A 25,627-nucleotide genomic window follows, 5' to 3' on the forward strand; every position below is an offset into this window, starting at 1 on the left:
CACCGTTCGTTTTCGAAACGCTCGCTCGGCCAGTAGCCAGCGCGCGCCACCGCATGCCGGATGATCAGGGAGGACATCCGCGGTTCGCCTGTCTCGAGCAGTCGACTGTCCGTCGACCGAGACCGTCTCGAGTCGACCAATTACCTCCCTTTCGGATACGAAATCCCCACGACCGACTCGTGACATGTGAACGACCAGCAGGATTTTGGCCGCGCCGGTCGTAGGCAGTGGTATGAGCCAGCAAGCCACTGAACAGGTATACGGCCACTACATCGGCGGCGAGTGGACCGAGGGCTCGGGCGATACCTTCGCGAGCGAGAACCCCGCGACCGGCGAGACACTGGCGACGTTCCGGCGAGGCACGGCGGCCGAGGTCGATCGGGCGCTCGCAGCGGCCGACGAGGCCTTCGAGAAGTGGCGCGCGCTGTCCTACATCGACCGGGCGGAGTATCTCTGGGACATCTACCACGAGCTGCGCGAACGCCATCAGGAACTCGGGGAGATCGTCACCAAGGAGTGTGGCAAGGAGATCTCCGAAGGAAAGGCGGACGTCACCGAGGCCTGGCACATGGTCGAGTGGGCGGCGGGCAACGCGCGACACCCCCACGGCGACGTCGTGCCGTCGGAAGTCGCGGGCAAGGACTCCTACATGCGCCGCAAACCGCGGGGCGTCGTCGGCTGTATCACCCCGTGGAACTTCCCGGTCGCGATCCCGTTCTGGCACATGGCCATCGCACTGGTCGAGGGCAACACCGTCGTCTGGAAACCAGCCGAGCAGACCCCGTGGTGTGGCCAGATCATCGCCGAGATGTTCGAGGACGCGGGGATCCCCGACGGTGTCTTCAACATGATTCAGGGCTTTGGCGACGCCGGCGCGGCGATCACCGACGACGAGCGCGTCGATACCGTCCTCTTTACCGGCTCGGCGGAGGTCGGCCACGGGATCGCCGACAAAGTCGGGGGCGAACCCGGCAAGCTCGCGGCCTGCGAGATGGGCGGCAAGAACGGGATCGTCGTCACGGAGAACGCGGACATGGACACCGCGGTCCACTCCGCGGTCATGTCCAGCTTCAAGACGACCGGCCAGCGCTGTGTCTCGAGCGAGCGCCTGATCGTCCACGAGGACGTCTACGACGAGTTCAAAGAGCGGTTCGTCGACATCGCCCAGGACATCGCGGTCGGTGGCCCGCTCGAGGAGTCGACGTTCATGGGGCCGGCGATCGAGGCCGACCACGTCGAGAAGATCCGCCGGCACAACGAGTTGGCCCGCGAAGAGGGCGCGAACGTCCTGGTCGATCGATTCGAACTCGAGGACAGTGAGATCCCCGACGACCACGAAGACGGCCACTGGGTCGGCCCGTTCGTCTACGAGATCGACTACGAGTCCGATCTGCGCTGTCTCAACGAGGAGTGTTTCGGCCCCCACGTCGCCCTCCTCGAGTACTCGGGTGACATTGAGGACGCGGTCGAGATCCACAACGATACGCCCTACGGGCTGGCGGGGGCGATCATCTCGGAGGACTACCGGCAGCTCAACTACTTCCGCGACCACGCCGATATCGGACTCGCGTACGCGAACCTGCCGTGTATCGGCGCGGAGGTCCAGTTGCCCTTCGGCGGCGTCAAGAAGTCCGGCAACGGCTACCCGAGTGCCCGCGAGGCCATCGAGGCCGTGACCGAACGCACCGCCTGGACGCTAAACAACGCCGACGAGATCGAGATGGCACAGGGGTTGTCGGCCGATATCACGACCTCCGAGGACTGAGCCCGTTTCGCCCCACCCTATCAACGACCGGCTTGCGTTTCAGATCCTACTCGGAAACGAATCGCTTATCCGGGGATTCGTGGAAGGGCCGGACATGAAAGCAGTCGTTCTCGCGGCGGGCCAAGGAACCCGAATGCGACCGCTGTCGGAATCGGTGCCAAAGCCGATGCTACCGGTCGCTGACCGTCCGCTCGCGGCGCACACAGTCGACGCGGCGATCGAGGCCGGAGCCGACGAGATCGTCCTCGTGATCGGCTACGAGGCCGAGACGGTCCGTGACTACTTCGGCCCCGAGTACCGCGGGGTCCCCGTCTCCTACGCCGTTCAGGAGCGACAGGCCGGGACCGCCGACGCCGTCAACGCCGCTCGTGACCACCTCGAGGGCCCCTTCGCCGTTCTCAACGGCGACAACCTCTACGATCCGGCGGCGATCGACCGGCTGTTCGACGCCTGTCCTGCGATCTGTGCGATCGAAGTCGCGGAGCCGTCCAACTACGGCGTCCTGAGTACCGAAGGCGGCCCCGACGGCCCCGTCACCGGAATCATCGAGAAGCCCGACGAACCGCCGACGAACCTCGCCAACGCCGGCGCCTACGCCTTCCCAGCCGAAGCCCAGGAGTGGCTCGAGGTCCCCGCCAGTGAGCGGGGCGAACACGAGATCACCGACGTCGTCGCGCGGGTGATCGAGGAGTTCGACATGACACCGGTCACGCTCGAGCGGTGGCTCGACGTCGGCCGCCCGTGGGAACTGCTCGAAGCCAACGAGTGGAAACTCGCCACCCTCGAGCGCCGAATCGACGGCGACGTGAGCGACGACGCCACCCTCGAGGGATCGGTCGTCGTCGAGGACGGCGCAACCGTCGAACCCGGCGTCGTGATCGAGGGGCCGGCACTGATCCGCGAGGGTGCCGAAGTGGGGCCCAACGCCTACATCCGCGGCGCGACGCTGATCGGCCGGGACGCCGAGATCGGCCACGCGGTCGAAGTGAAAAACAGCGTCGTTTCCCCGGGCACCTCGGTCAGCCACCTCTCCTACGTCGGCGACAGCGTCCTCGGGCGAAACGTCAACGTCGGCGCGGGGACGAACGTCGCCAATCTCCGACACGACGACGCCGACATCCGGTTCACCGTCAAGGGCGAGCGCGTCTCGACTGGCCGTCGGAAGTTCGGCGTCGTCGCCGGCGATGGCGTCAAGACCGGCATCAACACGAGTCTGACTCCCGGACTGAAACTCGAGGGCGGCGCGACCACGCGGCCCGGGGAAGCCGTCGAGCGGGATCGGTAGTCCGACAGCCCGCTCGAGTGACGCGGCGGCTACCCCCTCGGACAGCGTTGCGTCGGCAACATCGTTTATGAGGGATTAGTGACTTCTCCCGCACATGTCGACGGCGACGGTTCGCGGCACGATCAGGGGGATGGGACAGCGAGCGAATCCGGCCTTCGCGGTCGCGGTGATACTGATTCCGCTGGCCGCCTTGGGCTATGCGGTGACGGTCGCGACGGTCCAGCAACACACCTACGTTCACGTGATGGCGGGGGTTCTCTGGACGGGAATCGACGTCTTCATGGGTACGGTCCTCGGCCCGGTCATCGGCGGCTTGGACGACGAGGAGAGTTCGGCGGTGTTCCAGCGGCTCACGCCGAAGACGGCGTTTCTGCTCCCGTCGCTGGCCTTTGTCACCATCGCGGGCGGGATCACGCTGGCCCAGCGGATCGGACTCTTTCCCCACGCCGACGCGTGGCTGGCGCTGTTTACCGCGGTGAACGTGATTCCGATCCTGCTCCTGCTGGGCTGGCGACTGGACGCCTGGGACGACCGCCGCTGGCAGATTCCATTCGCCGTCGCGACGGTCGGCTCGCTGGCTTGGGTCGCCCTGACAATCGACGGCTTTGCGATGACCGAACCGACCGTCGCGGTGGCGCTTGTCCTCGTCACGGTCCTCTCGGTACAGGGCTTTGGCTTCCTGTTGCCCGGCGAGATCCGGATGTACCGCGAGATGCGCTCGGCCGAACCCGATCCGTCGATCATCGCCGGGATCGGCAAGCAAAACGCGATGCTCGGCGGCGTCCAGGGAGTCTTTCAGTTGCTTCTCATCCTCGATATGGTGTACCTGCGCTACGGCGGCTTCCCGTTCTGACTCGACCGGGTCGCAGCCGCTCGTTCCGAACCGACCGTTCGCTCGCGGTGGCGCGCGCTGTTTATCCGTCCGAACGACAGTGAGGGCGGATCGACGACGCTGCGCGAGGGATGAGTGAGTGACCGGAGGGAACGAACGAATCGGCTGGGGAGGGCGTGGCTACTCACTGCAGCCACGGTAGCAGGACGCTCCGTTCCGCTCGGGCGATTCAACTCCGATAATTCACGGCCCTCTCGCGAGTACGATATTTGACCTCGAGACGTTGCTTCCAAGCGATCGGGCTGAAAGCGAGAGGCGAAAGGGTGGACGAGGAGGCGGGCGCGGTGTAACGCTCGGGCCCCGGGACCCGAGCGCGCGACGGGCCGGAGCGACGCGCAATGCCGGGTAGACGTGAAAAGCGTCTGTGCCGGCAGCCAAACAAATGGCGTGGGAAAGTAAAAAGTCAGCGGTCGGCGAACCCGTGTCCGGCCCGCGGTCACGGCCGTCCGTCCGGGCCCGTTACAGCCGCTGGTCCAGCCCCGTCACAGCCGTCGGTCCCGCAACGCGGGGAACTCCTCGCGGACCTCGGCGACCGTCGCCGGATCGATCTCGGCCGTGACCAGCGCCGGCTCGTCCCCGCTCGAGGAAAGCGCGACGCCCCAGGGATCGTAGACGCTCGAGCGGCCCAGCAGGGTCGCGTCGTCGAACTCGCCGGCCCCGTTGATCGTCGCCACGTAGGCCTGATTCTCGATGGCGCGGGCCCGCGAGAGCGTCTGCCAGTGTTCGATGCGGGGGTAGGGCCACGCGCTGGGGACCAACACCAGCTCGACGCCGTCGTCGACCAGCCGCCGGTAGAGTTCGGGGAACCGCAGGTCGTAGCAGGTCGTCACGCCGACGGTCAGGCCGCCGATCGTCGCCGTCTCGAGGCGCTGGCCGGGAACCAGCAGCTCCGACTCCGCGGACTCGTAGCCGAAGAGGTGGTGTTTCCGGTAGACCAGTTGCAGGTCGCCGTCGGAATCGAACAGGGCGGCGGTGTTCGCCAGCCCGTCGTCGGCCGGGGTCGGGACGCTCTCGGTCGCGGCGAGATCCTCGACGATGGTCCCCGCGAGGACGGCGACGTCGTGGTCGGCCGCGGCCGCGCGGAGCCGACCGAACGTCTCGCCCGCGAATGGCTCCGCCTTGCGCGCGTAGAGATCGAACGCGAAGTAGCCCACGTTGAACAGCTCCGGCAGGGCCACGAGGTCCGCGCCGCGGTCGGCGGCGCGAGCGATCGCCGCCAGCGCGCGGTCGACGTTGGCCTCGACCTCGCCGGCCTCGACGCGAATCTGTGCGAGCGCGATCGATAGCGAGTCCCCGGACTCACCGCCGTCGCGGTCGGCGTCCGTCTCGATGCTCATACCTCGAGCGTGGCGGCCCCACCACCGTTACTGTGTCGTCTGCAGGTCCCGCTCGAGGGCCCGCTGGAGGTTCCGCAGTTCGGAATTGAGGTTGCGCTTGAAGAACTTCTCGACGCCGGGGAGCTTGCCGTCGACGTCGAAGTGGTTCTCGAGGCGCGTCCCGTCGTCGGTCTCGACGATCTCGTGTTCCCCGGTGACGTCCATCACTTTCGACTTGCCGACGAATTTGACGTACTCGGGCGGTCGCCGGGTGACGTCTTCGGTGTTGACCGTCACCGTCTTGCGAACGAGCGGAATGGGCAGCGACACCTGCCAGGTCACGCGTCGGCCGTCCGCGTCGTCGACGGTGTACTCCTCGACGACGCTGATCGCCCGGGCGCGGTTCGACGGGTCGGCGATGAACTCCCAGACCCGCTCGGGCGACGCGGGCACGTCGAACGACCGGTCGACACGTACAGTCATGCCCGTACCTCTGCGATTGTTGGATAAAAAGGCCGTGGACCCATCGGCGGCGTCGACTCGAGTTGGGCCCGGCCGTCGCGGTCCGGCGTCGCCGGTCAACTGGTGGTGACTCGCCAGGTCGTCGACCGGGCACGACCCCACTTCTCGATGTCGACCTCGTCGGCTTTCTCCGCGAGATGCGGGAGCCGAGCGCCGACCTGTTTCGACGAGAGTCCGATCGCGTCCGCGATGTTCTTCGCCCGGAAGTACTGTTCGCCGCGGGCCGCGCTCTCGCGGAGATACGAGAGGATCCGTTGCTCTTCGTCGGAGTAGTCCGTCATCGTCCGTACGTCCCGCTAGGGGAGCAGCGCTCTTAACTGTTAACGGCAACGGCCCGCGATACCCAGCGAGCGGTCGAAACCGGAGGCATGTGGCCGGGGCTGCCGACGGCCTCAGTAGGAGAAGAGGTGGATCCCGACGACCGCCAGCGAGCTAAAGAGAACGGCCGCGGCGAAGCCCCAGGCCGCCGTTATCTCCGGTGCGCCGACGAGCATCAGCAACGCGCCGATCACCGCGAGCGCACCCAGTGCGAGCGCCAGTCCAACGCCTTTGTCCGTCGTTTCGGATTCCGTAGCCATGCTCGGGGGTTGCGTGTGGGGTCCCTTAACTTCACCCATTCCTGACGGATCGAGCGTCGAACGGACGCCGGCCGCTCGGCCACCGATTCGCGGGAGAATCGACCGAACGTCTTCGTCACGTTCGCGCGGCTGTCACTTGATCGTCGTGTGTTCGGACTCCTCGTTGAGCGCAAGGTTGGCCGCGATTTCCCCGTTTCGGGCCGCGTACTGGGCGGTCTGCTCGAGGCTGACCAGCACCTCCCGCACCCGAAGCAGATCCTCGTTGTCCATCTCCGGCAGCCCCGTGAGGATCTCGTCCTCGCGGGCGGAGATCTCGTGGAAGAGCCCGCGGACCTCGTTGGACTTGTCGTAGTCGCGCTCGACGGCCGCCTCGACCGACTTGGTCGTGATCTCGTCGACCAGTTCGTTCAGTTCCCGGATCTCGCGCATCACGGCGCTCTCGACGTTCAACGTGTGTCCCTCCGTCTCGATGACGATGTCGGCGATGTCCTCGCCGTTGTCGGCGGTCAGCTCGAGGTTCTTCGCGATCGAGCGGTAGCCGATCAGGGGGAAGCCGGTGTTCAGGCCGACCGCCCGCGCGAGGTTGGGGTTCTGGTAGGCCGTAAAGATCAGCCGCAGCAGGAGGACGAAGATCTTGTTGGCCTGGCGCTCCCGGTTGAGCGCGCGCTGGGCCAGATCAGTGTTGCCGTGGGCAAGCGCCTTGATCCCCTCGCCGCGCATCGTCTGTCCCGTTCGCTCTAAGCGCTCGAGGAGGTTGTCGAGCGTGAAGTCCTCGGGGTCGACCGAACAGCGGATCGAGATACTCTCGGGGGTTTCCTCGATGACGCCCAGCCCCATCAGCTGGGTCTCGGCCTGGTAGACCGCGTTGATGTGATCCGACTCGAGCGCGCCGTCCTCGCGTTCGATGCGAATGATGCGGCGGCCGAGGACGTACTGCGCGACGATCGCACGCTCGACGGCGTCGGCGTCGAGATCGTCGGTGTGGATGATCGCCTCCGTCTCCTCCGAACTCGCGGACTCGGGCATCACGGTCAGCGTGCCCTTGCCGCTGGTTCGCAGCGAGACCTCGTCGCCCTTCTCGACGCCGTGTTCGGACGCCCACTCGGCCGGGAGCGTCATCGCGAGCGTCGACGGACCGAGTCGTTGAACTTTCCGCGTTTCCATACGGGCCCCTAGGCGGGACTTGACCTTAATCTTGACTATATGGTCATTATATAGCGCCGCATGGTTATATGGTTGATTTCCGTGGCCGTTTCGCACAACCCCTTATACGCTTCGAGCGTGACGGGGCCGGCTACACGACGTTGATCAGTCGCGTCGTGAACCGGCCGGTCCGGACCTGTAACCACCCGCGGAGCCGCTCGTCGATCTCCTCGTCGTCAGTGTCGACGCGCAGCGAGTCGAGGTCGGCGAGTTTCTCGTCGGACGCGACGACCTCGATCTCCTCGGTCCGTCGGATCACGGCCGGCGAGATCTGGTGGTTACCGCGGCCGAAAACAAAGCCCTGGCCGCCGATCGGCGAGACGACGATCGTGGCCGGCGACTCGAGTGCCGAGAGGATCTCCGATTCGCCGGCGTCGCGGGCCAGCAACTCGCCTCCTGACTCCCCGTCTTCGGTCCCAGCACGCCAGACGTCGACGCCCAGCGGTGAGGGATCGATCCCCAACTCCGTCTCGATCGCGCCGACAGTGCTGCCGGGGCCGAAGACGTAGGTCCGGCCGGGCTCGACCTCGCGAGCGAACCCCGCTGCCAGCGAGTCGACGCTCCCGCTCGAGACCTGTTTGCCCGACTGGACCGCCGGCGCGACGGGGACCGGGACGATCGCTTTGAGTTCCGTCCGGACCGCCCCCTCGCGGTAGGCGTCCTCGTCGATGTCGTTGACCTCGCGGCGCTCGACGCGGTCGAACTCGGCGGCGATCCGACCGGCGTCGGCCGGCGTCACGCCGAAGACCGACGAGTAGATCTTGACCCCGGCCGGCACGCCCAGCATCGGCGTCTCCCCGTCGGCTTCCACGAGCGTCTCGGCGACGTCGACGGCGGTGCCGTCGCCGCCGACAAAAAAGACGAGATCGACGTCGGCCGCGAGCAACGCTCGGACGGCCGCGCGCGTGTCGTCGGCCGACGTCTCGGCCGTCTCGGGATCGGCAACCCGCGCCGGGCCGTCGGTCGCGTCGGCGGCGTCGGCCGGGTCGTAGACGATCTCGGGTTCGTAGCCGGCGTCCCGGACCGCGCGTTCGCCCATGACGCCCGCGGCCGTGGAGACCGCGAGGTCGGGGGCGCGGCGATGGAGCGACCGCAACGCCTCGCGGGCCCGCTCCGGGGCACGCGGCTCGGCACCGCGGCGGCGTGCCTCCTCGAGTTTCCCGTCGGTCCCCTTCAGTCCGACCCGACCGCCCATCCCCGCGATCGGGTTGACGACGACGCCGATGGACTCCATACCGGTCTCTGGGGAAGCCAGTCGGAAAGCCGTGTCGTGTCCTGCGGGCGGTGTTTGGCGGGTAGGCGATCGAATCCTTCACTGGCGGCAGCGCGCGATCGAGGTCGAGCGGGACCCCCCGGGGTCGGGCGGCGTAGCCGACCCGCTCGCTTTCTGAACAATTAAGGGGGACGGGTACCGATCGCCGACTATGTCAACACTGATCGAGGCCGCTGTTCTCGCGTCGGAAACGGAACCGGAACTGCCGATGCAACTCGTCGGCTGGGGCGCGCTCGCGCTCGGCCTCCTGGTGACGATCGCCTGGGCGGTCTCGCTCTACCGGTAAGATCACGGCGAGTCGACTCGCTCGCGGAGCCAATCGGCAGCGTCGGCGACCGTCGCCTCGTCGGTGCCGGTCAGTTCGATCCTGACCGACTCGCCGGGATAGCTGCCAACCGACACGTCGAACCGCTCGCGGACGTCGGCGATCCGATCGAGCAGGGCGCTCTCGGCCTCGCCGGCGACGACCGTCTCGCGGTATGTCGGGGTCCCCGCGAACTCGTCGGCGATCGACTCGAACATCGCCTTCATCTCCGCCGGGACGCCCGGAAGGACGTAGATCCCTTCGAGGGCCGCGCCGGGAGCGACGCCCGCGTCGTTGTGCAGGGCCCGCGCGCCGGCGGGTAGATCGGCCGTGCCGGCCGCGAGGTCGTCCCGCGTGTACCCGTCCTCCTCGAGCCAGGCCAGTGCAGCGTCGTGTTCTTCGACCTCTCGCCCGAGGGCCGCCGCGACCCCGTCCATGGTGAGATCGTCGTGGGTCGGGCCCAGCCCCCCGGTGACGATGACGGCGTCGTATTCGGCGCGGTACTCGTTGACCACGCGGGCGATGTCGGCCACGCGATCGGGAACCGTGGTCACCCGGCCGACGGTGACGCCGCGGTCGTCGAGTTCCGAACAGAGCCACGTGGCGTTCGTGTCCGTCGTTCGTCCGGCGAGCAGTTCGTCCCCGACCGTTACGACCGCGACGTTCATACCCCGTCGTTCGGGCCGGACCCCCAAATGCGTCTCGCCCTCGGCGGATCGCCGCCGGCTCGTGGGCCTCGCCGCGACCTGTCTGATAAAGTAGTACTCACGGTAACCACAAGATTCAATCCAGATAATTAGTAAGGAGGGTACTATGTCTCGGAGTCGGACGGAACGAACGGAGGCGGACTCGGCCACAGTGCTATCCGCGCTAGGGAACAAATACAGCGCGGAGATCCTGTGTGCGGCGGGAACGCCGAAATCAGCGCAGGCGCTCAGCGAGGACATCGAGATCCCGATCGCGACCTGTTACCGCCGGATCGAGGAACTCGTCGACGCCGGACTGTTGACCTGCGAAGGGCGACAGCTCTCCGACGAGGGGCGACGGACCAACATCTACCGACGGACGCTCGACGAGATCGAGATCGACTTCTCGAACGACACCCCCGAGTTCTCCCGCAAGCGCCGGACCGAGGCGAAAAACAGGCTCCAGGACAAACTCGAGGATTAACGCCTCGAGCCGGCAGTTCCCGCCGGGAGGCGGGACGGTCCGCGTTCCGTTCTCGAAGCGACGACTCCGATCCCAGCGTAGCGGCCGTTCGGCCATCCTTAAGTATTCCCACGAGAATCTCCTGATATGACCGACACCGCCGATCCCCGCGAACGCGGCTCCGACACGACGACCGACGACGCGATCGTCGGCGCACGTCGCACCCTCCACGTCGGCCGCGACCGGCCGATCAGGATCAGTACCGGCCACCGGATACGACACCACGACGGCAAGTGTGCCCGCCCGCACGGCCACAACTACGAGATCGCCGTCACCGTCACGGGCCGGCTCACCGACGAGGGATGGATCGCCGACAAAGGCGATATTACCGACGTAATATCCGAGTGGGACCACCGGTTCCTGCTCGAGGCCGGCGACCCGCTGATCGAGGCCTTCGAAGCGGCCGGCGACGGGGACGGCGTCGTCGTCCTCGAGAACCCGCCGACCGCGGAGGTGATGAGCGTCGTCTTGGAGCGAAAGCTCGCGGCGGCACTGCCCGAGACGGTCACCGACGTCGCCGTGCGGGTCAGCGAGACGAGCGAACTCTGCGGGGGCAGCGGGTTCTGAGATGCCGGTTTCCGACTCCATCGACCTCGAGTCCGGTACGGAAGGCGGCGACGAGGAGACGCCGGAGGGACTGCCGATCAACGAACTGTTTCACTCCCTGCAGGGGGAGGGCACCCTCGCCGGCGTCCCGTCGACGTTCGTCCGCACGAGCGGCTGTAACCTCCGGTGTTGGTTCTGTGACTCCTATCATACCTCCTGGGAGCCCACCCACGCGTGGCTCGACCGCGAGGAGATCCTCGCCGAGATCGAGGCCCGCGATGCCGACCACGTCGTCCTGACCGGCGGCGAACCGCTGCTCCACGCCGAGAGCGTCGGCCTGCTCGAGGCCCTCGACGAGCGGGGGTATCACACCACCGTCGAGACCAACGGGACGATCTACCGGGACGCGCCGATCGATCTCGCCTCGATCAGCCCGAAACTCGCGAGCAGCACGCCGACGCCGGAACGCGCACCGGAGGACGCCCCCGCCGGCGAGTGGGAGGAACGTCACGAGCGCGATCGGATCGACATGGACGCGCTCGTCCGACTGGTCGAGGCCTACGATGTCCAGTTGAAGTTCGTCGTAACCGACGCCGACGACATGCCGGAGATCCTCGAGTTGCTCGGCGACCTCCGCGACGCCGCCGCGGTCCCGATCCCCGACGACGACGTCCTCCTGATGCCCGAAGGCGCGACCCGCGAGCGCCTCGCGGAGACCCGAACCCGGGTCGCCGACCTCGCGATGGAGTACGGCTTTCGGTACACGCCCCGACTCCACGTCGACCTCTGGAACGACGCGCCCGAAACGTGACCCCCTGACTCACCATGACCGACGACACCACCGACACCGCGACCGCCGATGCATCGTCCGCAAAACGCGCCGTCGTCCTCCTCTCTGGGGGGATGGACAGCGCTACCGCCGCCGCCGTCGCCCGCGATCGGGGCTACGAGATCTACGCCCTGCATACCTCCTACGGCCAGCGCACTGAAGATCGGGAACTCGAGTGTGCCCGCCGACTGGCCGAGGAGTTCGCCGCGGCCGACTTCCTGCGCCTCGAGACCGACCATCTCGCGGCGATCGGGGCCTCGAGCCTGACCGACGAGGAGATGGCCGTCGAAGACGCGGACATGGAGAGTGACGAGATCCCCACCTCTTACGTCCCGTTCCGGAACGCCAACCTGCTCGCGATGGCCGTCTCCTACGCCGAGGCCAACGACTGCGGCGCGGTCTTCATCGGGGCCCACAGCGAGGACTTCTCCGGGTATCCGGACTGCCGGCCCGCGTTCTTCGAGGCCTTCGAGGACGTGGTCGACGTCGGCACCAAACCCGAGACCGAGATTTCGATCGAGGCACCGTTCGTCGAGTGGTCCAAGACCGACATCGCCGAACGGGGCGTCGAACTCGAGGTCCACTACGAACACACCTGGAGCTGTTACCGGGAGAACGAACCCGCCTGTGGCACCTGCGACGCCTGTGCGTTCCGGCTGCAGGCGTTCCAGAACATCGGCGTCCGAGATCCGATCGAGTACGCCGAGCGGCCGTCCTACGCCGACGAATAGTCCGTATCGATCGTCTCGAAACCAGCTTAGGCCGCTTCGACCGCCGACAGGAGGCCCTCGTAGTCCGGCTCGTTCGTCGGGTCGTCGGCGACCCAACTGTACGTCACCTCGCCGTCATCGTCGAGGACGAACACAGCACGGTTGGCGACCCCGTGCAGTCCGAGGTCCGGAATCTCGATCTCGAGCCCGTATTCGTCGATCGCCTCGCGGTCCATGTCGCTGACCAGTTCGAACTCGAGGCCGTGTTCCTCGCGGAACGCGCCGAGCGAGAACGGGGAGTCCGCGCTGACGCCGATAACCGTCGCGCCGGCGTCGCGGAACTCCTCGAGTCGGTCCTGGAACGCCACCATCTCGTTGGTACACGGCGGCGTGAACGCCCCCGGGAAGAACGCGAGGACGACCGGGCCGTCGCCGAGTCGGTCCTCGAGGTCGAACGGTTCGTGATCGCTCGTGCCGACGGTCGCCGTGAACCGCGGTGCGGTATCGCCGTTGGAAACCATCGGATAGACGTATGACAGGAGCCGGGTAAAGCTACGTGCGAATATGGTCGGCACGTTCCGAGCGGTCGGGTCTGCAGGTAGTCGCCCGATCGTGCGGACGACAGGTCACTTACCGTCGCGACGGTACGGAGACACCGTCACGCGTCGTGAACGCGCAGGTAGGTCGTGTACACCGTCGTCAGCAGGCCGGTTCGCTCGCTCTCGATGCCGAGCAGTTCGTGGGGGGTCTGTGCCGCCAGTTTCGGATATTCCTGTTTCGCTCGCTTGTCCGTACTCCGGATCTCGAGGACGGCCCCGTCGGGCAGATCCTCGAGGGCTCGCTGGACGGCGGCGATGCCGTTGGCACAGCCCCGGCCGCGGTTGTCGACGGTCCGATCGGGGTCGACGTCGGGCAGCTCCGTCGGGACGGCCGCGTCAGTCATCGCTCGTCACCTCCGTCGGCTCGGGGCCGGCGGCGTCGGTCGTCGGTCCGTCGCGCTGGCCGCCCATCTCCTCGAGGTCACAGACCCCGTCGATGGGCGAACAGGCCCGCCACATCGGGCAGAGTTTGAAGATGACGACGAGGACGCCGATCGAACCCAGTTTCGCCGCGACTGCGAGTCCGAGGGTCGTTCCCAGATAGGGCCCGATCGTCGTGCCGAGGGCGTCGACGGCCTGATACAGTCCCGTCGCGATCAGGGTCGGAATGATAAAGCGGACGGCCCACCGGAACCGCTCGAGCTGCTGGCCGGCGGCGCGGATCACGGGCGTCGTCGGGTACTCCTGGCCGGTCGGGACGGCGACGAAGATGTTCCAGACGGCCCCGCCGACCCACACCGCGAACGCCAGCAGGTGGAGGACGCGGACGCCGACCGCGAGGCCGTCGCCGGCCCGGAGTCCGACCTCGAGCGCGGCCGTCAGGACGACGGCGGCCAGTGCCAGCGCCAGCGCCGCGAGCCCGAGCGGGCCGCGGAACTGGGCGTCGACCGACGCGGAGCGCAGCGACTGCGTCCCGCCGATCGCGACGAGTCCGAGGACCGCCGTCCCGAGCGCGAGGACGGGAAGCGGCCGCGAGACGGCCGCGGCGTACCGGTCGATCGCGACGGCAGCCCCGGGGACGAGAACGACGAGCGCCCCGATCGCGATCCGGTGGAACCGGTCGTACATCCGCGCGCAGTAGGCGTCGGCCCCGGTCTCGAGATCGCCCGGGCGGACGAAGCCGTGTTTCCAGAGTAGTCCGCCGGCAAGCACGCCGAGGGCGACGAAGTAGCCCCACTTGGCGACCGCCACCGCGAGGTCCCCGCCACCGGCGAGTCGGCCGGTCACCACCGTGCCGAGGAAAGACGCGGCCAGAATGATCGTCAGCGCGATTTTCGGGAGCGTGTACTTGTCGAAGAGGTCGTCCGCCGTCGTCTCGACGGATTGCCTCGTGGAGCCGGCCATACTGTGGGGTCACCCGCCTCGTCGTTGGGTCGGTCGCCACTAAGGGCTGGTCGCGGACATATTCGCTCGCGCGGTTTCAGCGGGTCGAACCGGTTCGGCGTCGCGACGGCCAAGCGACGTTGTCCCCCACCGGCCGAGCGGTTCGGAACCAAGGACGAATCGGTTCGGGTCCGGACCTTAGCGTCTCGACGCCCTAGCGCCGCCCAACGCCATGCCCGGCACCGACGCTCGAGAGTCGACGACGCCGATTTCGTGGACGAGGGGGAGCCAGGATCGGCCCGCAGCCCTCGTGGAACGGGTGCCGTACGTCGAACTCCGTCTCGAGCATCCGTCGCTCGAGGCCGACCGGTTCGGCGACGCGTTCTTTCCGGACGCGATCCCCTACGAGTTCCGGGGCGAACGGCGCGTGTTCTACTGGCGCTCGGTGCTTCCCCCCGACGGGCCGGCACCCGCCGACTGGACCGGCGTCTGCGCGACGACACACGGCCTCCGTACGCTCACCGCCGACGGGACGCGGTCGCCGCCGCTGTGGCGGGAGGGGGCCACCGGCGACGGGGCTGCCTCCGGTACCGATGCTGTCCACGAGATCATCGTCGACGGGACCGTCGCGGGCGACTCGACGGTCGCCGCCGTCCGCGAGTACTCACCGCCCGCAATCGCCGTTCGATCTGCCGACGCCGACGCGGTGTCCCTCGAGACACCCGCCGGTTCGCTCTCCGTGCCGGCCGGTGAGCGGACGACGGTCGAGCTGTCGTCCCAGTCCGTCCGCTCGGCGACGGGCGACGAGACACGGACCGTGACGCCGCAGCTCCGCGTCCGCTACCCCGGTCTGCGGACGCTGTATCACCCTGCTCGCGGTTCCGACACCGCCGTCTTTCCCTCGTTCGGGCTCGACCTCGAGGCCCTGCCGAACCCCGTCCCCGTGCCGACCGCGGCCGGCGAACTGGACGACCGCAGGCTGGCGGCCGCGCTCGGTATCGATCTCTCCGAACGGCCGTATCCCGAGCGCGTCCTCTGGCAGGCCGTCGCGTACGGCGCGTTCGATCCCCACCGGGAGACGGAGCCACGGCTCTCCCAGCCGGGAGAGGACCTGCTCCGACTCGAGAATCCGACGACGTGATATCGCCGCCGGCGATCACCGTCGTGACCGCCCGTCGATCCCCACAGGTGTTATGACGTGGCGAATACGTTCGGGAGAGTCCCTATTCGAATCCGGTTCGTCGATTCGTCCCGATGGAAGACCCTCTCGATGTCCATGACGAGCCTCGAGCCGAGCGACGGGACAGCGTGTTCGGCCGTCTCGATCGGGTCGAACCCGGGGAGACGGTGGCGATCACCGCCGACACCGACGTTCGCCCGAGCATCGCCCAGTACCGCATCGAACGGGAGACGGCCCTGGAGTGGACGGTCGAGACGGACGGCCCCGACGCGTGGGAGGTCCACGTGACGAAACGGGATGAATCGACGGCTGAATCTCCCGATTTCGATGTCCGAGAGATCCCGCCCAAGCGCCGCCACGAGGTCCTGACCGACACGTTCGACCGTCTCGAGCCGGGCCAGGGGTTCGTGCTGGTCAACGACCACGATCCGGAACCGCTGTATCACGAACTGCGATCGACTCACGGCGACGTCGTCAGCTGGGAGTACGCGAGCCGCGACGCCGGCGAGTGGCGCGTCGAAATCGCGAAGACCGACGAGAGCGACGCCGCAACCGACGACGGCGTAGCCGCGACCTTCGACGTTCGCGAAATCCCGAAGCCGGAGCGCCATCCGACGATCCACCATCGGTACGGCAACCTCGAGGCTGGCGACGCGATGGAGATCGTCGCCCCCCACGAACCCAAACCGCTCCACCAAGAGTTCCAACAGCAGTACGGTGACGCCTTCGAGTGGGCGGTGATGGATCGATCACCCGGCGAGGTTCGGGTCCGGATCACCAAGGGGTCGGGCGGGGCCGACGAAGCCGGAGACGACCTCGCGGTGACGACCGAACTGGACGTCCGCGATCGGCCGCCCGCCGAGCGCCACGAACTGATCTTCGAGTCCTACGCCGACCTCGAGGCCGGCGAGGGGTTCGTGTTGGTCAACGACCACGACCCGAAGCCGCTGTACCACCAGTTCGAGGCCGAGGCCGGCCCCGAGTTCCACTGGGAGTATCGGTTGAAAGACCCCGGCGAGTTCCGCGTACTGATCGGGAAGACCGACGCCGGCAGCGGGCCGGCATCGACGGCGACGGCAACCCATTCTGACGCCGCGGCGGACGACGGTCCACAGGCCCCGTTCTGACCGCGATCGAAACGACAACTGATAGAAACGTTCTTACTCGCTCGCCGTGACGGTCCCGGCGATGGAACGGCGGGAACCGATCCGCGAGTGGTTCCGGGACGACGACGGGGACTGGCGGTTTCCCGAGGGCCGTCGCGGCGAGTTCGTGGTGTTGGTCGTCGGGCTGCCGCTGTACGCTTGGGTCGCTGACGTCTATGTTGGACTGCCCGCCGTCGTCGACTACTGGCCCGCGGTGTTGCTCGGTGCGTGCTGCGGGTTCTCTTACACGAGCCGTTATCGAGACCGCATCGTCGACCGGCTGCCCGACTGGGCCCCCGCCAGTCAACTCCTCTCGCTACTGGTCGGTGGGATCGGGCTCGATCTCCTCGAGATCGTCCAACTAGCCGACCCGTTCGTTACCCTGCTCCTCACTGCGGGATGTACGGCCATGCTGATCTCCCTCATCAGGCTCGCCTCACCGTTCCATCGCGGTCTCGAGCCGCCGCGCCGCGGCGTCGAACCGCCGACGGCCGTCGGAGGGCCGCGGACCGGCACCGACCGCTGAAACCCCTCTACCACGCCGCCTCGAGGATTCCCTCGATTTCCGCGACGGTCGGCTCGAGCCCCGGCGGCGCGTTGGCCATGAACGGGTCCGCGAGAACCGCTTCGGCGACCGCCGTGAACTCCTCGGGCCCGGGACCGTCGACATCCCGGAGCCGTGCGGGGAGACCGAGCGCGTCCCGGATCTCCGTGACCGCCTCGACGACCGCGGCCCCGTGGTCGGCCGCGTCGTCGACGCCGAGCGCGGTCGCGAGCATGCCGGCGCGTGCGTCGACCCCGTCCTGCTCGAAGCAGTACGCGAGGGCGTGCGGGACGACGATGCCGTGGGCCGCGCCCTGCTGGACGGTGTCCGTCCGCGTAAGAGCGTGGCCGAAGGCGTGGACGATCGAGGCCGTCGTCTCGCCGGGCCGGGAGATGCCGTACTGCACGAGGACGATCCCCTCGAGGATCGTCTCGACCGTCTCGATCCCGCGGTCGCCGTCGCCGAACGCCCGGAGGCCGTCCGCGAGCGTCTCGAGGCCGGATCTCGCCGTCGCGTCGGTGACCGGTGTGGCGTTGCTCGCGTAGAGGGTCTCGATCCCCTTGTCGAAGCCGTTCATCGCCGAGCCGGCCAGGATCGCGTCCGGCGTGGTCGCGACCAGTTCCGGGTCGTAGACCGCAGCCGTGGGCATCAGGTCGGGATCGGAGATCCCGCCGCCGATCTCCTCGTCGACCGGACTCGAGTCGGGCGCGGCGGTGACGCCCGCGACCATCGAGAGGTCGGCCCCGGCCAGCGTCGTCGGGACCGTGACGATCGGCACCAGCCCTTCGTCGGGGACGGCGATCGTCCCCGTCTCGGCGAACTCGGCCGCGACCTCTTCGTGGGTGCGATCGCCCGCCGCGAGGACGCTGATCACCGTCGCGACGTCGAGACTGCTGCCGCCACCGAGTGCGACGAGCGCGTCAGCGTCCGCCGCACGCAGGCGTTCCCGACCTTCGACGGCCGTCGCGAGCCGCTTTTGCGGCGTCGTCTCGTCGAAGACGCCGGCCAGCCGATCGCCGAGTCCCTCCCTGACGGGATCGATAACGTCGGGCGTACTCCCGACGGTCGAGCCACAGACGACCAGCGCCCGTTCGAGACCCTGTGCCTCGAGTTCGGCCGCGAGGTCGTCGGCGCAACCGGACCCGAACCGGATCGTCGGGGGCTGGTAGTCGAATCGGAACGCGGAGTCGCGGCCGTTCGCGTCGGACAGTGTCATGGACACCCATACGGAACGGGCGGTGTTAAAAGCGCGAGCAGCGGCGGTCCGGTCTCAGTCCCCCGTCGCCGGCGTTCAGTCGTCGCTCGAGGTGTTCAACGACGGCCACACTAACGAGACCCGCGGCCTGTTAGAGCGCCGGAACCTCGCCGAGCCGGTCTACGCGACGCTGATCTTCGGCCGCCACCAGCTGCCGTTCGCGACGCCGGCACAGGCGCGGGAGATACTGGGGCTGTGAAGCGCGGCGTCCCAACTACTTAGCGAGTGCCGATGATAGCTGGGATATGGACCCCCTCGAGGCGCTCCGGGCCGAGTCCGGCCTCGTCGCGGTCGTGGGCGCGGGCGGGAAGAAGACGACGCTGTACGCGCTGGCGGCCCGGGCCGCCCACGATCGGTCGCTCCGGGCGGCCGTGACCGCGACGGTCCGGATCCCCATCTTCGACCGCCGCGTCGAGCGCGTCGTCGTCACGGACGACCCAGCGGCGACGCTCGAGCGCGCCGAATCGTGGCCGATCGGGGTCGTCCCCGAACGTGAGGGCGAGGACCGGTACGTGGGCTACGATCCCGCGGTCGTCGACGGCCTCGCGGCAACCGACGCCGCCGATCTCGTCCTCGTCAAGGCCGACGGCGCGCGGACCCGGGAGTTCAAGGCCCCGAACGACCGCGAGCCACAACTCCCCGCGAGCGTCGATACCGTGGTCCCGATCGCGAGCGTCCAGGCCGTCGGGGAGCCGCTAGCCGCCGCGACGGTCCACCGGCCCGAGCGGGTGGCCGCGATCACCGGCCTCGATCGGGGCGACGCGATCCGCCCCGTCGACGTGGCCCGGGTCCTCGCGAGCGACCGCGGTGGGCTGAAGGACGTCCCCGAGGGCGCGACGGTCGTCCCGCTGCTCAACAAGGTCGACGGGCCGGAACTGCGGGCTACCGCCACGGCGATCGGCCGGGAGCTGCTCGAGCGAGCGCCGGCCGTCTCCCGGGTCGTGCTGGCCCGGATGATCGACGACGAACCGATCGTCGACGTCCTCGAGCGGTAGTCACGAGTCGGCCGCGAGCCGCTCGGCCGCCGCCTCGAACTCCTCGCGGGTATTGAGGTTCTCGAAGGTCTCGAGCGGCGCGTACTCGCGGATCTCGTCGTCCTCGACGACGACGTAGTCGAGGTCCGACAGCGGTTCGACGACTCGGCGGTCGCCCCGCTCCAAGGCACGCTCGCAGGCGGCGGTCATCGGATCGGCCCGGTAGACGGCTTGCGTGGTCTGGAACCACTCCCCGTCGACGCGAGGTACTGCGGCCTCGCGGCCGGCGGCCCGCTCGAAGAGGTGGGCGATCAGCGCCGGGTCGACGAAGGGCATATCGCAGGCGACGACGGCGGCGTACTCCCCAGTCGTCGCTCGGAGGCCGGTCATGATGCCCGCCATCGGCCCGCGGTCCGGCACCGGGTCGACGGCGAACGAGGGGTCGGGACCGCCAGCGAGCGCGTCCTCGAGCGCCGGCACCTGCTCCTCGCGGCAGTTGACGACAATCTCGTCGACGACCGGCTCGAGGCGATCGACGACCCGGCGGACCATCGGCGTCCCGGCGAGGTCGGCGACGGCCTTGTCCGCGTCGCCGAAGCGGGTCGAGCCCCCGCCCGCGAGGACGACGGCCGACCGGTCGGACTCGAGGGACATAGCCGAGCGTTCGTCCAGCGATGGCAAAAGTGCCCCGCCGACGGGAACGACCCCGGTGACGGCGGCCGGGGCAGGGCAGGGCGGTCGAGCGGAGTCGGTACTCAGTCGGAGAGCCGCCAGAGCGCCCGGTACAGCGTCCAGAGACCGCAATCGAACCGATCGGCGAGGATCCGACAGCGTTCGAGGTAGCGTTCGTAGTCGGCCACCGACGGCGGATCGGGGTAGGGCCGATCGAGTTCGCCCGCGTCGCGGAGCGTCGCCCACTCGCGGGGGCCGACGACGACGTACACGTCCGGCTCGAGAAACATGCAAAACGCCGAGGCGACGGGAACGTCGACGGCCTCGAGGGCGGTCAGCGCGTCGACTGCCTCCGTGGCGCCGTCCGCCACGACGGCGTCGGCGATGGCGTCGCGGACGGCCTTGAAGTCGTTGTCCCGGAAGCGGTCCTCGGCCGCGCGGCGGTCAGCGTCGGGGTAGTCGCCGAGGAAGCGCCGGTAGTACCACCGGACGACCCAGACCGCGTCCCGACGGCCGTACTCGCCGGCCGCGAAGGCCGCCGGCAGCGTCTCGAGCTGTTCGGCCTCGACGGCGTACAGCGGCTCCCGCTCGCGGTACTCGCGGGTCGTCGCGGCGACGAGCGAGTCGGTGAGTTCCATCGTGAAACCGTTTGACACGGTGGCCCGTAGGCGTTGTCCCGGCGGTCTCGAGAGGAGGCTGTCGCTCGGTCACGGTCCGGTGTGCAACGGTTCCGTCACAGCAGTAGTTCGGCAGCCGGTACTGCAACGAATGTCTATTTACTCAGTTAATCAAAACTCTCCCCGGAGTGAAAACCTCGAGTACCTAAACGGACAGAAGGCCTACGTAGAGTGTAATGGCTCAAAAAGCCGACAAGGTATTTGATGCGTTAGCAGACACTCACCGGAGACGGGTATTGTTCGCCCTCCTGGAGACGCCCATACAGACCGATTCACCGATGAATCTCGACTCTCCGCCCGACGGAGAGACCGCCGACGAAACGAACAGAATCGCCTATCGACACAAACATCTCCCCAAGTTAGACGAGTACGGCTACATCAACTGGCTGCCGAGTGTCAACTCCATCGAACGGGGCCCTTGCTTTGACGAAATCAAACCGGTATTAGAACTGCTGGCTGCTCACCAGACGAAACTCGCCAAGATAGAGTAACCCACTAACAGTGGTATCACAAGCGGAACTATCGGACTGGTATACCCTTCATCGATACTGAGTACGGATTTCACGGATAGTTTCGAGAAACCGTACCACTACCGACGGTCACATGCCAGTTTCATGGTAGAAAGTATCATGCACACGGAGGTGGACCCGTTCGACTAACGGGTGTACCCACGATGTCCAGCGAACAACAGGAGCCAGTCAAGACGATCTGTCCGTACTGCGGGGTCGGCTGCGGGATCAAAGTACAGCCTGGCGAAGAGCCCGGCGACGTTCGGTTCATGCCCTGGGGCGAGGCCCCGGTCAACGAGGGCCGGATCTGCATCAAGGGCGGCGCGGCGACGGAGGTAGTCGACCACGAGGACCGACTCACCGAGCCACGGATCAAGGAAAACGGCGAGTTCCGCGAGGCCTCCTGGGAGGAGGCCTACGAGTACGTCGTCGACGAACTCGAGCGGATCCGTGAGGAGTACGGCCCGGACGCGATGGGCTTTTTCGGCTCCTCGAAGGTGATGAACGAGGAGAACTACCTGCTCCAGAAGCTGGCCCGCCGGTACGGCACCAACAACGTCGACAACTGCACGCGGATGTGCCACGCCTCGACGGTCTGGGCCCTGCGGACCAGTCTGGGCGCGGGGGCGATGACCAACAGCATGCGCGACCTCCGCGAAGAAGCCGACGTGTTCTGGATTCAGGGGGCCAATCCGGGCGAGCAACACCCCATCGCCAACAGCCAGTACTTCCGGCAGGCGGTGCTGGAGGGCGCGACGGTCATCCAAGTCGACCCCCACGCGAACAAGACGACGCGGTCGTTTCAGATCGACGACACCGAACGTCACCAGCACCTCCAGTTGAATCCCGGGACCGACATCCCGCTGCTCAATATCGTCCTGAAGACGATCCTCGAACATCACGAGGAAAACCCCGAGGACGGCTGGATCGACGAGGAGTTCGTCGCGGAGCGGACCGAGGGATTCGACCACCTCAAAGCGACGCTCGAGGACTTCGACAAAGACGCCGCGGCCGAGGAATGTGGCGTCCCGCTCGAGGCGATCGAACGCGCCGCGGAACAGTACGCGACGGCCGACAACGCGGCCATCTTCACCGGGATGGGGATGAGCCAGCACGCCTGTGGCGTCGACAACGTCCAAAACGAGATCAACCTGGCGCTGATCACGGGCAACCTCGGCCGGCCCGGCACCGGCGTCAACCCGCTGCGGGGCCAGAACAACGTTCAGGGGACCTGTGACGTCGGCGCGATGCCGAACGTCCTCCCGGGCTATCAGCTGGTCGACGACGACGAGGCCCGCGAATCGGTCGAAGACGTCTGGGGGTTCGAGATCCCCGACGAACCCGGCCTGACGAACGTCGAGATTTCCTACGAGGCGGGCGACTCGATCAAGGGCCTCTACGTCATGGGCGAGAACCCCGTGATGAGCGAACCCGACGCCAACGCCGTCGCCGAGCGGTTGGCGGACCTCGAGTTCACCGTCGTCCAGGACATCTTCCACACGGAGACCGCGGACTACGCCGACGTGATCCTCCCGGCGACGACGTGGGCCGAACGCGGCGGGACCGTCACCAACACCGACCGGCGCGTCCAGCGGATGCGCGGCGTCGGAAAGGTCCACGAGAACACCAGACACGACCGGGAGATCCTGACCGAGATCGGGACGCGGCTGTTCAATGAGGGCTTTGACTTCGACGACCCCGAGGAGATCTTCGAGGAACTCCGGCAGGTCTGTCCCAGCTACCACGGGATGACCTACGACCTGCTCGGCGAGGAGGGACTGCACTGGCCCTGCTACGAGCCCGGCGACGAGGGCGATCCGTTCCTCTACGAGGACGCGTTCGAGACCGAGAGCGGGCTGGGCCACATCGAAGGGGTCGAACACACCCCGCCCGCGGAGACCCCCGACGACGAGTACCCGCTGATACTGACGACCGCGCGCCTCGAGGAACACTACAACACCGGGACGATGAGTACCCGCTCGCCGACGCTGAACAAACAGACGCCGGAGAACTTCGTCGACGTCCACCCGGCCGACGCCGAGCGGTACGGCATCGAGGACGGCGAGTACGTCCGATTGCACTCGCGCCGGGGCGAGATCACGCTCGAGGCCCGCGTTACCGACGACACCAAGGAGGGGGTCGTCTGGACGACGCCGCATTTCGCCGCCGCGTCGGCGAACAAGCTGACGAACCACGTCCTCGACGAGCGCGCGAAGATCCCCGAGTACAAGGCCGCCGCCGCGGAGATCGACGTCGAGGTCGAACCGCTCGGCGAGACCGCGGATCCGACGGCCGAGGACTGACCCGCTCAGGGTTCGGACGGCGACTCGTCCGCGAGGGCGAGGCCGGCAACCTCGAGCCACGGGTCGGCCGCCGATTCGGCGACGGCGAGTTCGACGAGCGGCCGGTCGCAGTCCTCGCAGACGGCCCGAATCGCGACGCGGGGCCGCCGACAGCAGTGATCGCGACGGTCGGCGGCGGTCGTCACCGCTCCGCCACAGATCGGACAGCGATCCCGGAGCAGCCGGACCCCTCGAAGGAGGTCGCGGCGCTCGTCGGTTTCGAGGTCGTCCCAGCCCTCGAGGCGGGCGCGAAGCAGCGGGGCCGCAGCGACGTCGGCCCGCAGCGCCGCGGGCGATTCCCAGCGGACGCGTTTGCGGCCGTCGACGACGAACGCGGCGTCGTCGATCCGTTCGATGTCGTCCGCACCCAGGATCGATGCCACGGCGGCGGCGCTCGGTTCGGCCGGCCCGTCGCTCGAGGAGTCGTCGACCCACCGCTTCCGGGCGGTCGCGGTCGGTCGGAGGTCACCCGCCCGGTCGGTCGCGATCCCGGCAGCGAGCAGGACGTCCGTCACCTCCGCGGGCGACACGGTCCCGATCGTCGCCTGCGGCGACGGCGTCTTGCCGAACAGCGCGAGGACGCGATCGGGGAGATACCGTTGGGTAAGCGTCGGCGTCCCGGGGAGCAGGTAGCCGCGGTAGCGGACGACGACGAGACAGCCGGCGAGTACGAGCGCGCCGACGGACGGGGCGACGGCGATCCCTGCCGCGATCCCGGCGGCGACCGCGATCACGATGTTGACGGCCGTACACGGCCAACACCGGTTCTCACCGACGTACGCCGGCTGCTCGAGGCGCGTCCGGAGGTCGCGGAGATCGATCACCGGCTCTCACCCACGGAACGTACGGTCGCGAGGATCAAAAACGGGTGTCGTCCCGTACGGTCCGGCTACGGGACGACCTGCCTTACCGGCCGGCACCACGGTCGCCCGGTAAGTCGTCCGTACAGTCTGTGAGAACCACCACAGCAGCAACACGTTCTCTCCGCTCGGCCGTACACTCGTTTAGGTGGACCCTATCGCGCCGGAATTCTTTGATAAGCATTATCAAAGCACGTGATGGCGTTCTTTGTGCCGTGGTATCATGGCACAAATATCCACTGCGGCGAACATGACAGCCGCGGAACAACGCGATCTGGCAGCGGTTCTCGGCGTCGACGAGCCGTCGGACGGCGCGGTAACGTGGGCGGGGCTCGCGGGACAGATCGAACCGCGGTCCGACTCGTCCTTTGCCTCCCGTGGCGAAGCGATTCGGGCCGACCTCGACGGGCGACTCGAGCGGGAACGGGAAAACATCGCGGCGGCGATCGGTCGCGTACCGGCGGTTCGCGACGGCGGCGTCCCCGACGGGACGGACGGCCCGTATACCGCGCTGGCGGCACCGGGCTGGCGACTGTACGACCACCTGCTCGAGGCGGGCTTCTTCGAGAGTCTCGACGAGAACCTGCCGCGGTTTACCGCGGGACACATCGAGACGACGGTCTGCGAACTGGTACTGGCGGACCCGCTGTCGTCGGCGCTCGACGGCGTCGGGTTCGACGAGGCCGAGAAGACGGCACTGTTGACCGATGTCGCGAACAACAGCGAGCGGCTCGCGCGGTGGGTCCCGTCGAACGGGATCCCGGCGGGCGTCGAGTTCGAAACCGAGACCGTCCCACCGCTGCATCAGCGGGCGATGGGCGGGGCTTTGCTGTGGATCCGCGGGCTCGATAGACACCTCAGCCAGTACGAGGTTCTCGTCACCGACGAGATCCTCGACGACGCGGCCCAGTACACGAAGGCGATGCTGGGCGGGCTGTTCGTGACGGCGACGGCCGCCTGCGATCTCGTCGGGGACCGACGGCTCACCGACGAACAGTTGACCGCCGCGTTCACCGCGGGGTCGGCCGTCGGGATCGTCGCCCAAGAGGAACTGTGTCACTCCGTGTTCTACATCACGGACGAGATGCGCGCCCCGAGCGAACTGCGGTGATACG

30 protein-coding genes are annotated in these 25,627 nt (G+C 67.7%); 16 read left to right on the forward strand and 14 right to left on the reverse strand.

Annotation, left to right across the window (positions count from 1 at the left end; genetic code table 11):
- Positions 1-232 precede the first annotated feature (232 nt).
- The 3 genes from ACERIM_RS02485 to ACERIM_RS02495 all read left to right on the forward strand — a co-directional run bounded on the left by ACERIM_RS02485 (position 233) and on the right by ACERIM_RS02495 (position 3,903).
- Positions 233-1,765 carry an aldehyde dehydrogenase family protein gene (locus tag ACERIM_RS02485; protein WP_373631070.1) on the forward strand — a complete coding sequence of 511 codons (1,533 nt, stop codon included), beginning with the start codon at positions 233-235 and terminating at the stop codon, positions 1,763-1,765.
- Positions 1,766-1,859: 94 nt separating this feature from the next.
- Entirely contained in the window at positions 1,860-3,050 is a 1,191-nt protein-coding gene (glmU, locus tag ACERIM_RS02490; protein WP_373631072.1) for a bifunctional sugar-1-phosphate nucleotidylyltransferase/acetyltransferase, read from the forward strand.
- A gap of 130 nt (positions 3,051-3,180) precedes the next feature.
- Positions 3,181-3,903 carry a hypothetical protein gene (locus tag ACERIM_RS02495; protein WP_373631397.1) on the forward strand — a complete coding sequence of 241 codons (723 nt, stop codon included), beginning with the start codon at positions 3,181-3,183 and terminating at the stop codon, positions 3,901-3,903.
- 521 nt (positions 3,904-4,424) lie between these two features.
- Here ACERIM_RS02495 and ACERIM_RS02500 read toward each other — a convergent pair.
- The 6 genes from ACERIM_RS02500 to ACERIM_RS02525 form a co-directional block, all read right to left on the reverse strand.
- Positions 4,425-5,279 carry a nitrilase-related carbon-nitrogen hydrolase gene (locus ACERIM_RS02500; protein WP_373631073.1) on the reverse strand — a complete coding sequence of 285 codons (855 nt, stop codon included), beginning with the start codon at positions 5,277-5,279 and terminating at the stop codon, positions 4,425-4,427.
- A gap of 27 nt (positions 5,280-5,306) precedes the next feature.
- The gene (locus ACERIM_RS02505) at positions 5,307-5,741 is read right to left on the reverse strand and encodes an SRPBCC family protein (protein ID WP_373631074.1); all 435 of its coding nucleotides are present in this window, start codon (positions 5,739-5,741) and stop codon (positions 5,307-5,309) included.
- Between the two features lie 95 nt (positions 5,742-5,836).
- Positions 5,837-6,061, reverse strand: a complete 225-nt coding sequence (locus ACERIM_RS02510; protein WP_006182062.1) for a hypothetical protein — start codon at positions 6,059-6,061, stop codon at positions 5,837-5,839.
- Between the two features lie 111 nt (positions 6,062-6,172).
- Complete coding sequence (locus tag ACERIM_RS02515; RefSeq protein ID WP_006182063.1) at positions 6,173-6,358, reverse strand: hypothetical protein; 186 nt, start codon at positions 6,356-6,358, stop codon at positions 6,173-6,175.
- Positions 6,359-6,490: 132 nt separating this feature from the next.
- Positions 6,491-7,522 (reverse strand): phosphate uptake regulator PhoU, encoded by a 1,032-nt coding sequence (locus tag ACERIM_RS02520; protein ID WP_006649272.1) that lies wholly within the window; start codon positions 7,520-7,522, stop codon positions 6,491-6,493.
- Between the two features lie 130 nt (positions 7,523-7,652).
- Positions 7,653-8,795 carry an ATP-NAD kinase family protein gene (locus tag ACERIM_RS02525; protein ID WP_373631075.1) on the reverse strand — a complete coding sequence of 381 codons (1,143 nt, stop codon included), beginning with the start codon at positions 8,793-8,795 and terminating at the stop codon, positions 7,653-7,655.
- A gap of 190 nt (positions 8,796-8,985) precedes the next feature.
- Here ACERIM_RS02525 and ACERIM_RS02530 point away from each other — a divergent pair, with 190 nt between their 5' ends.
- The gene (locus ACERIM_RS02530; protein WP_006649274.1) at positions 8,986-9,120 is read left to right on the forward strand and encodes a hypothetical protein; all 135 of its coding nucleotides are present in this window, start codon (positions 8,986-8,988) and stop codon (positions 9,118-9,120) included.
- A 2-nt stretch (positions 9,121-9,122) separates the two neighbouring features.
- Here ACERIM_RS02530 and ACERIM_RS02535 read toward each other — a convergent pair whose 3' ends face one another.
- On the reverse strand, positions 9,123-9,806 hold the full coding sequence (locus tag ACERIM_RS02535; RefSeq protein WP_373631076.1) for a competence/damage-inducible protein A: 684 nt from the start codon (positions 9,804-9,806) through the stop codon (positions 9,123-9,125).
- Between the two features lie 145 nt (positions 9,807-9,951).
- Between ACERIM_RS02535 and ACERIM_RS02540 the strand changes: the two genes are divergently transcribed.
- The 4 genes from ACERIM_RS02540 to queC all read left to right on the forward strand — a co-directional run bounded on the left by ACERIM_RS02540 (position 9,952) and on the right by queC (position 12,453).
- Positions 9,952-10,308: a helix-turn-helix domain-containing protein gene (locus tag ACERIM_RS02540; RefSeq protein WP_015299140.1), complete on the forward strand. Its 357-nt coding sequence runs from the start codon at positions 9,952-9,954 to the stop codon at positions 10,306-10,308.
- Positions 10,309-10,434: 126 nt separating this feature from the next.
- Positions 10,435-10,914 (forward strand): 6-pyruvoyl tetrahydropterin synthase family protein, encoded by a 480-nt coding sequence (locus ACERIM_RS02545; RefSeq protein ID WP_373631078.1) that lies wholly within the window; start codon positions 10,435-10,437, stop codon positions 10,912-10,914.
- 1 nt (position 10,915) lies between these two features.
- Complete coding sequence (locus ACERIM_RS02550; protein ID WP_373631079.1) at positions 10,916-11,704, forward strand: 7-carboxy-7-deazaguanine synthase QueE; 789 nt, start codon at positions 10,916-10,918, stop codon at positions 11,702-11,704.
- 14 nt (positions 11,705-11,718) lie between these two features.
- The gene (gene queC, locus ACERIM_RS02555) at positions 11,719-12,453 is read left to right on the forward strand and encodes a 7-cyano-7-deazaguanine synthase QueC (RefSeq protein ID WP_373631080.1); all 735 of its coding nucleotides are present in this window, start codon (positions 11,719-11,721) and stop codon (positions 12,451-12,453) included.
- Positions 12,454-12,479: 26 nt separating this feature from the next.
- Here the strand turns inward: queC and ACERIM_RS02560 are convergent, their stop codons facing one another.
- The 3 genes from ACERIM_RS02560 to ACERIM_RS02570 form a co-directional block, all read right to left on the reverse strand.
- Positions 12,480-12,953: a redoxin domain-containing protein gene (locus tag ACERIM_RS02560; RefSeq protein WP_373631081.1), complete on the reverse strand. Its 474-nt coding sequence runs from the start codon at positions 12,951-12,953 to the stop codon at positions 12,480-12,482.
- A 137-nt stretch (positions 12,954-13,090) separates the two neighbouring features.
- Entirely contained in the window at positions 13,091-13,375 is a 285-nt protein-coding gene (locus ACERIM_RS02565) for a sulfurtransferase TusA family protein (RefSeq protein WP_373631082.1), read from the reverse strand.
- On the reverse strand, positions 13,368-14,375 hold the full coding sequence (locus ACERIM_RS02570; protein ID WP_006649279.1) for a hypothetical protein: 1,008 nt from the start codon (positions 14,373-14,375) through the stop codon (positions 13,368-13,370). Before ACERIM_RS02570 ends, ACERIM_RS02565 begins: the two co-directional genes overlap by 8 nt.
- Before the next feature lie 211 nt (positions 14,376-14,586).
- Here ACERIM_RS02570 and ACERIM_RS02575 point away from each other — a divergent pair, with 211 nt between their 5' ends.
- The 3 genes from ACERIM_RS02575 (at position 14,587) to ACERIM_RS02585 (ending at position 17,205) form a co-directional block, all read left to right on the forward strand.
- Positions 14,587-15,495, forward strand: a complete 909-nt coding sequence (locus tag ACERIM_RS02575; protein WP_373631084.1) for a hypothetical protein — start codon at positions 14,587-14,589, stop codon at positions 15,493-15,495.
- A 113-nt stretch (positions 15,496-15,608) separates the two neighbouring features.
- Positions 15,609-16,661 (forward strand): DUF2249 domain-containing protein, encoded by a 1,053-nt coding sequence (locus ACERIM_RS02580; RefSeq protein ID WP_373631086.1) that lies wholly within the window; start codon positions 15,609-15,611, stop codon positions 16,659-16,661.
- Between the two features lie 61 nt (positions 16,662-16,722).
- On the forward strand, positions 16,723-17,205 hold the full coding sequence (locus ACERIM_RS02585; RefSeq protein ID WP_373631087.1) for a hypothetical protein: 483 nt from the start codon (positions 16,723-16,725) through the stop codon (positions 17,203-17,205).
- A 7-nt stretch (positions 17,206-17,212) separates the two neighbouring features.
- On the opposite strand, the gene ACERIM_RS02590 is transcribed toward ACERIM_RS02585, so the two are convergent.
- Entirely contained in the window at positions 17,213-18,439 is a 1,227-nt protein-coding gene (locus tag ACERIM_RS02590; RefSeq protein ID WP_373631088.1) for an iron-containing alcohol dehydrogenase family protein, read from the reverse strand.
- Between ACERIM_RS02590 and ACERIM_RS02595 the strand changes: the two genes are divergently transcribed.
- The gene (locus ACERIM_RS02595; protein ID WP_373631089.1) at positions 18,438-18,677 is read left to right on the forward strand and encodes a hypothetical protein; all 240 of its coding nucleotides are present in this window, start codon (positions 18,438-18,440) and stop codon (positions 18,675-18,677) included. The two genes, ACERIM_RS02590 and ACERIM_RS02595, sit on opposite strands and share 2 nt — an antisense overlap.
- A gap of 46 nt (positions 18,678-18,723) precedes the next feature.
- Positions 18,724-19,473: a selenium cofactor biosynthesis protein YqeC gene (gene yqeC / locus ACERIM_RS02600; RefSeq protein ID WP_373631090.1), complete on the forward strand. Its 750-nt coding sequence runs from the start codon at positions 18,724-18,726 to the stop codon at positions 19,471-19,473.
- Here yqeC and ACERIM_RS02605 read toward each other — a convergent pair whose 3' ends face one another.
- Entirely contained in the window at positions 19,474-20,106 is a 633-nt protein-coding gene (locus ACERIM_RS02605) for a molybdenum cofactor guanylyltransferase (RefSeq protein ID WP_373631091.1), read from the reverse strand.
- A 101-nt stretch (positions 20,107-20,207) separates the two neighbouring features.
- Complete coding sequence (locus ACERIM_RS02610) at positions 20,208-20,762, reverse strand: hypothetical protein (RefSeq protein ID WP_373631093.1); 555 nt, start codon at positions 20,760-20,762, stop codon at positions 20,208-20,210.
- A gap of 215 nt (positions 20,763-20,977) precedes the next feature.
- Between ACERIM_RS02610 and ACERIM_RS02615 the strand changes: the two genes are divergently transcribed.
- The gene (locus ACERIM_RS02615) at positions 20,978-21,292 is read left to right on the forward strand and encodes a hypothetical protein (protein WP_006649288.1); all 315 of its coding nucleotides are present in this window, start codon (positions 20,978-20,980) and stop codon (positions 21,290-21,292) included.
- Positions 21,293-21,474: 182 nt separating this feature from the next.
- Entirely contained in the window at positions 21,475-23,613 is a 2,139-nt protein-coding gene (gene fdhF, locus ACERIM_RS02620; protein WP_373631094.1) for a formate dehydrogenase subunit alpha, read from the forward strand.
- 5 nt (positions 23,614-23,618) lie between these two features.
- Here the strand turns inward: fdhF and ACERIM_RS02625 are convergent, their stop codons facing one another.
- Complete coding sequence (locus ACERIM_RS02625; RefSeq protein ID WP_373631095.1) at positions 23,619-24,476, reverse strand: hypothetical protein; 858 nt, start codon at positions 24,474-24,476, stop codon at positions 23,619-23,621.
- Between the two features lie 259 nt (positions 24,477-24,735).
- Between ACERIM_RS02625 and ACERIM_RS02630 the strand changes: the two genes are divergently transcribed.
- On the forward strand, positions 24,736-25,623 hold the full coding sequence (locus ACERIM_RS02630; protein ID WP_373631096.1) for a hypothetical protein: 888 nt from the start codon (positions 24,736-24,738) through the stop codon (positions 25,621-25,623).
- Positions 25,624-25,627: the final 4 nt, after the last annotated feature.

Source organism: Natrinema sp. H-ect1 (assembly GCF_041821105.1).
Lineage (GTDB): Archaea > Halobacteriota > Halobacteria > Halobacteriales > Natrialbaceae > Natrinema > Natrinema thermotolerans.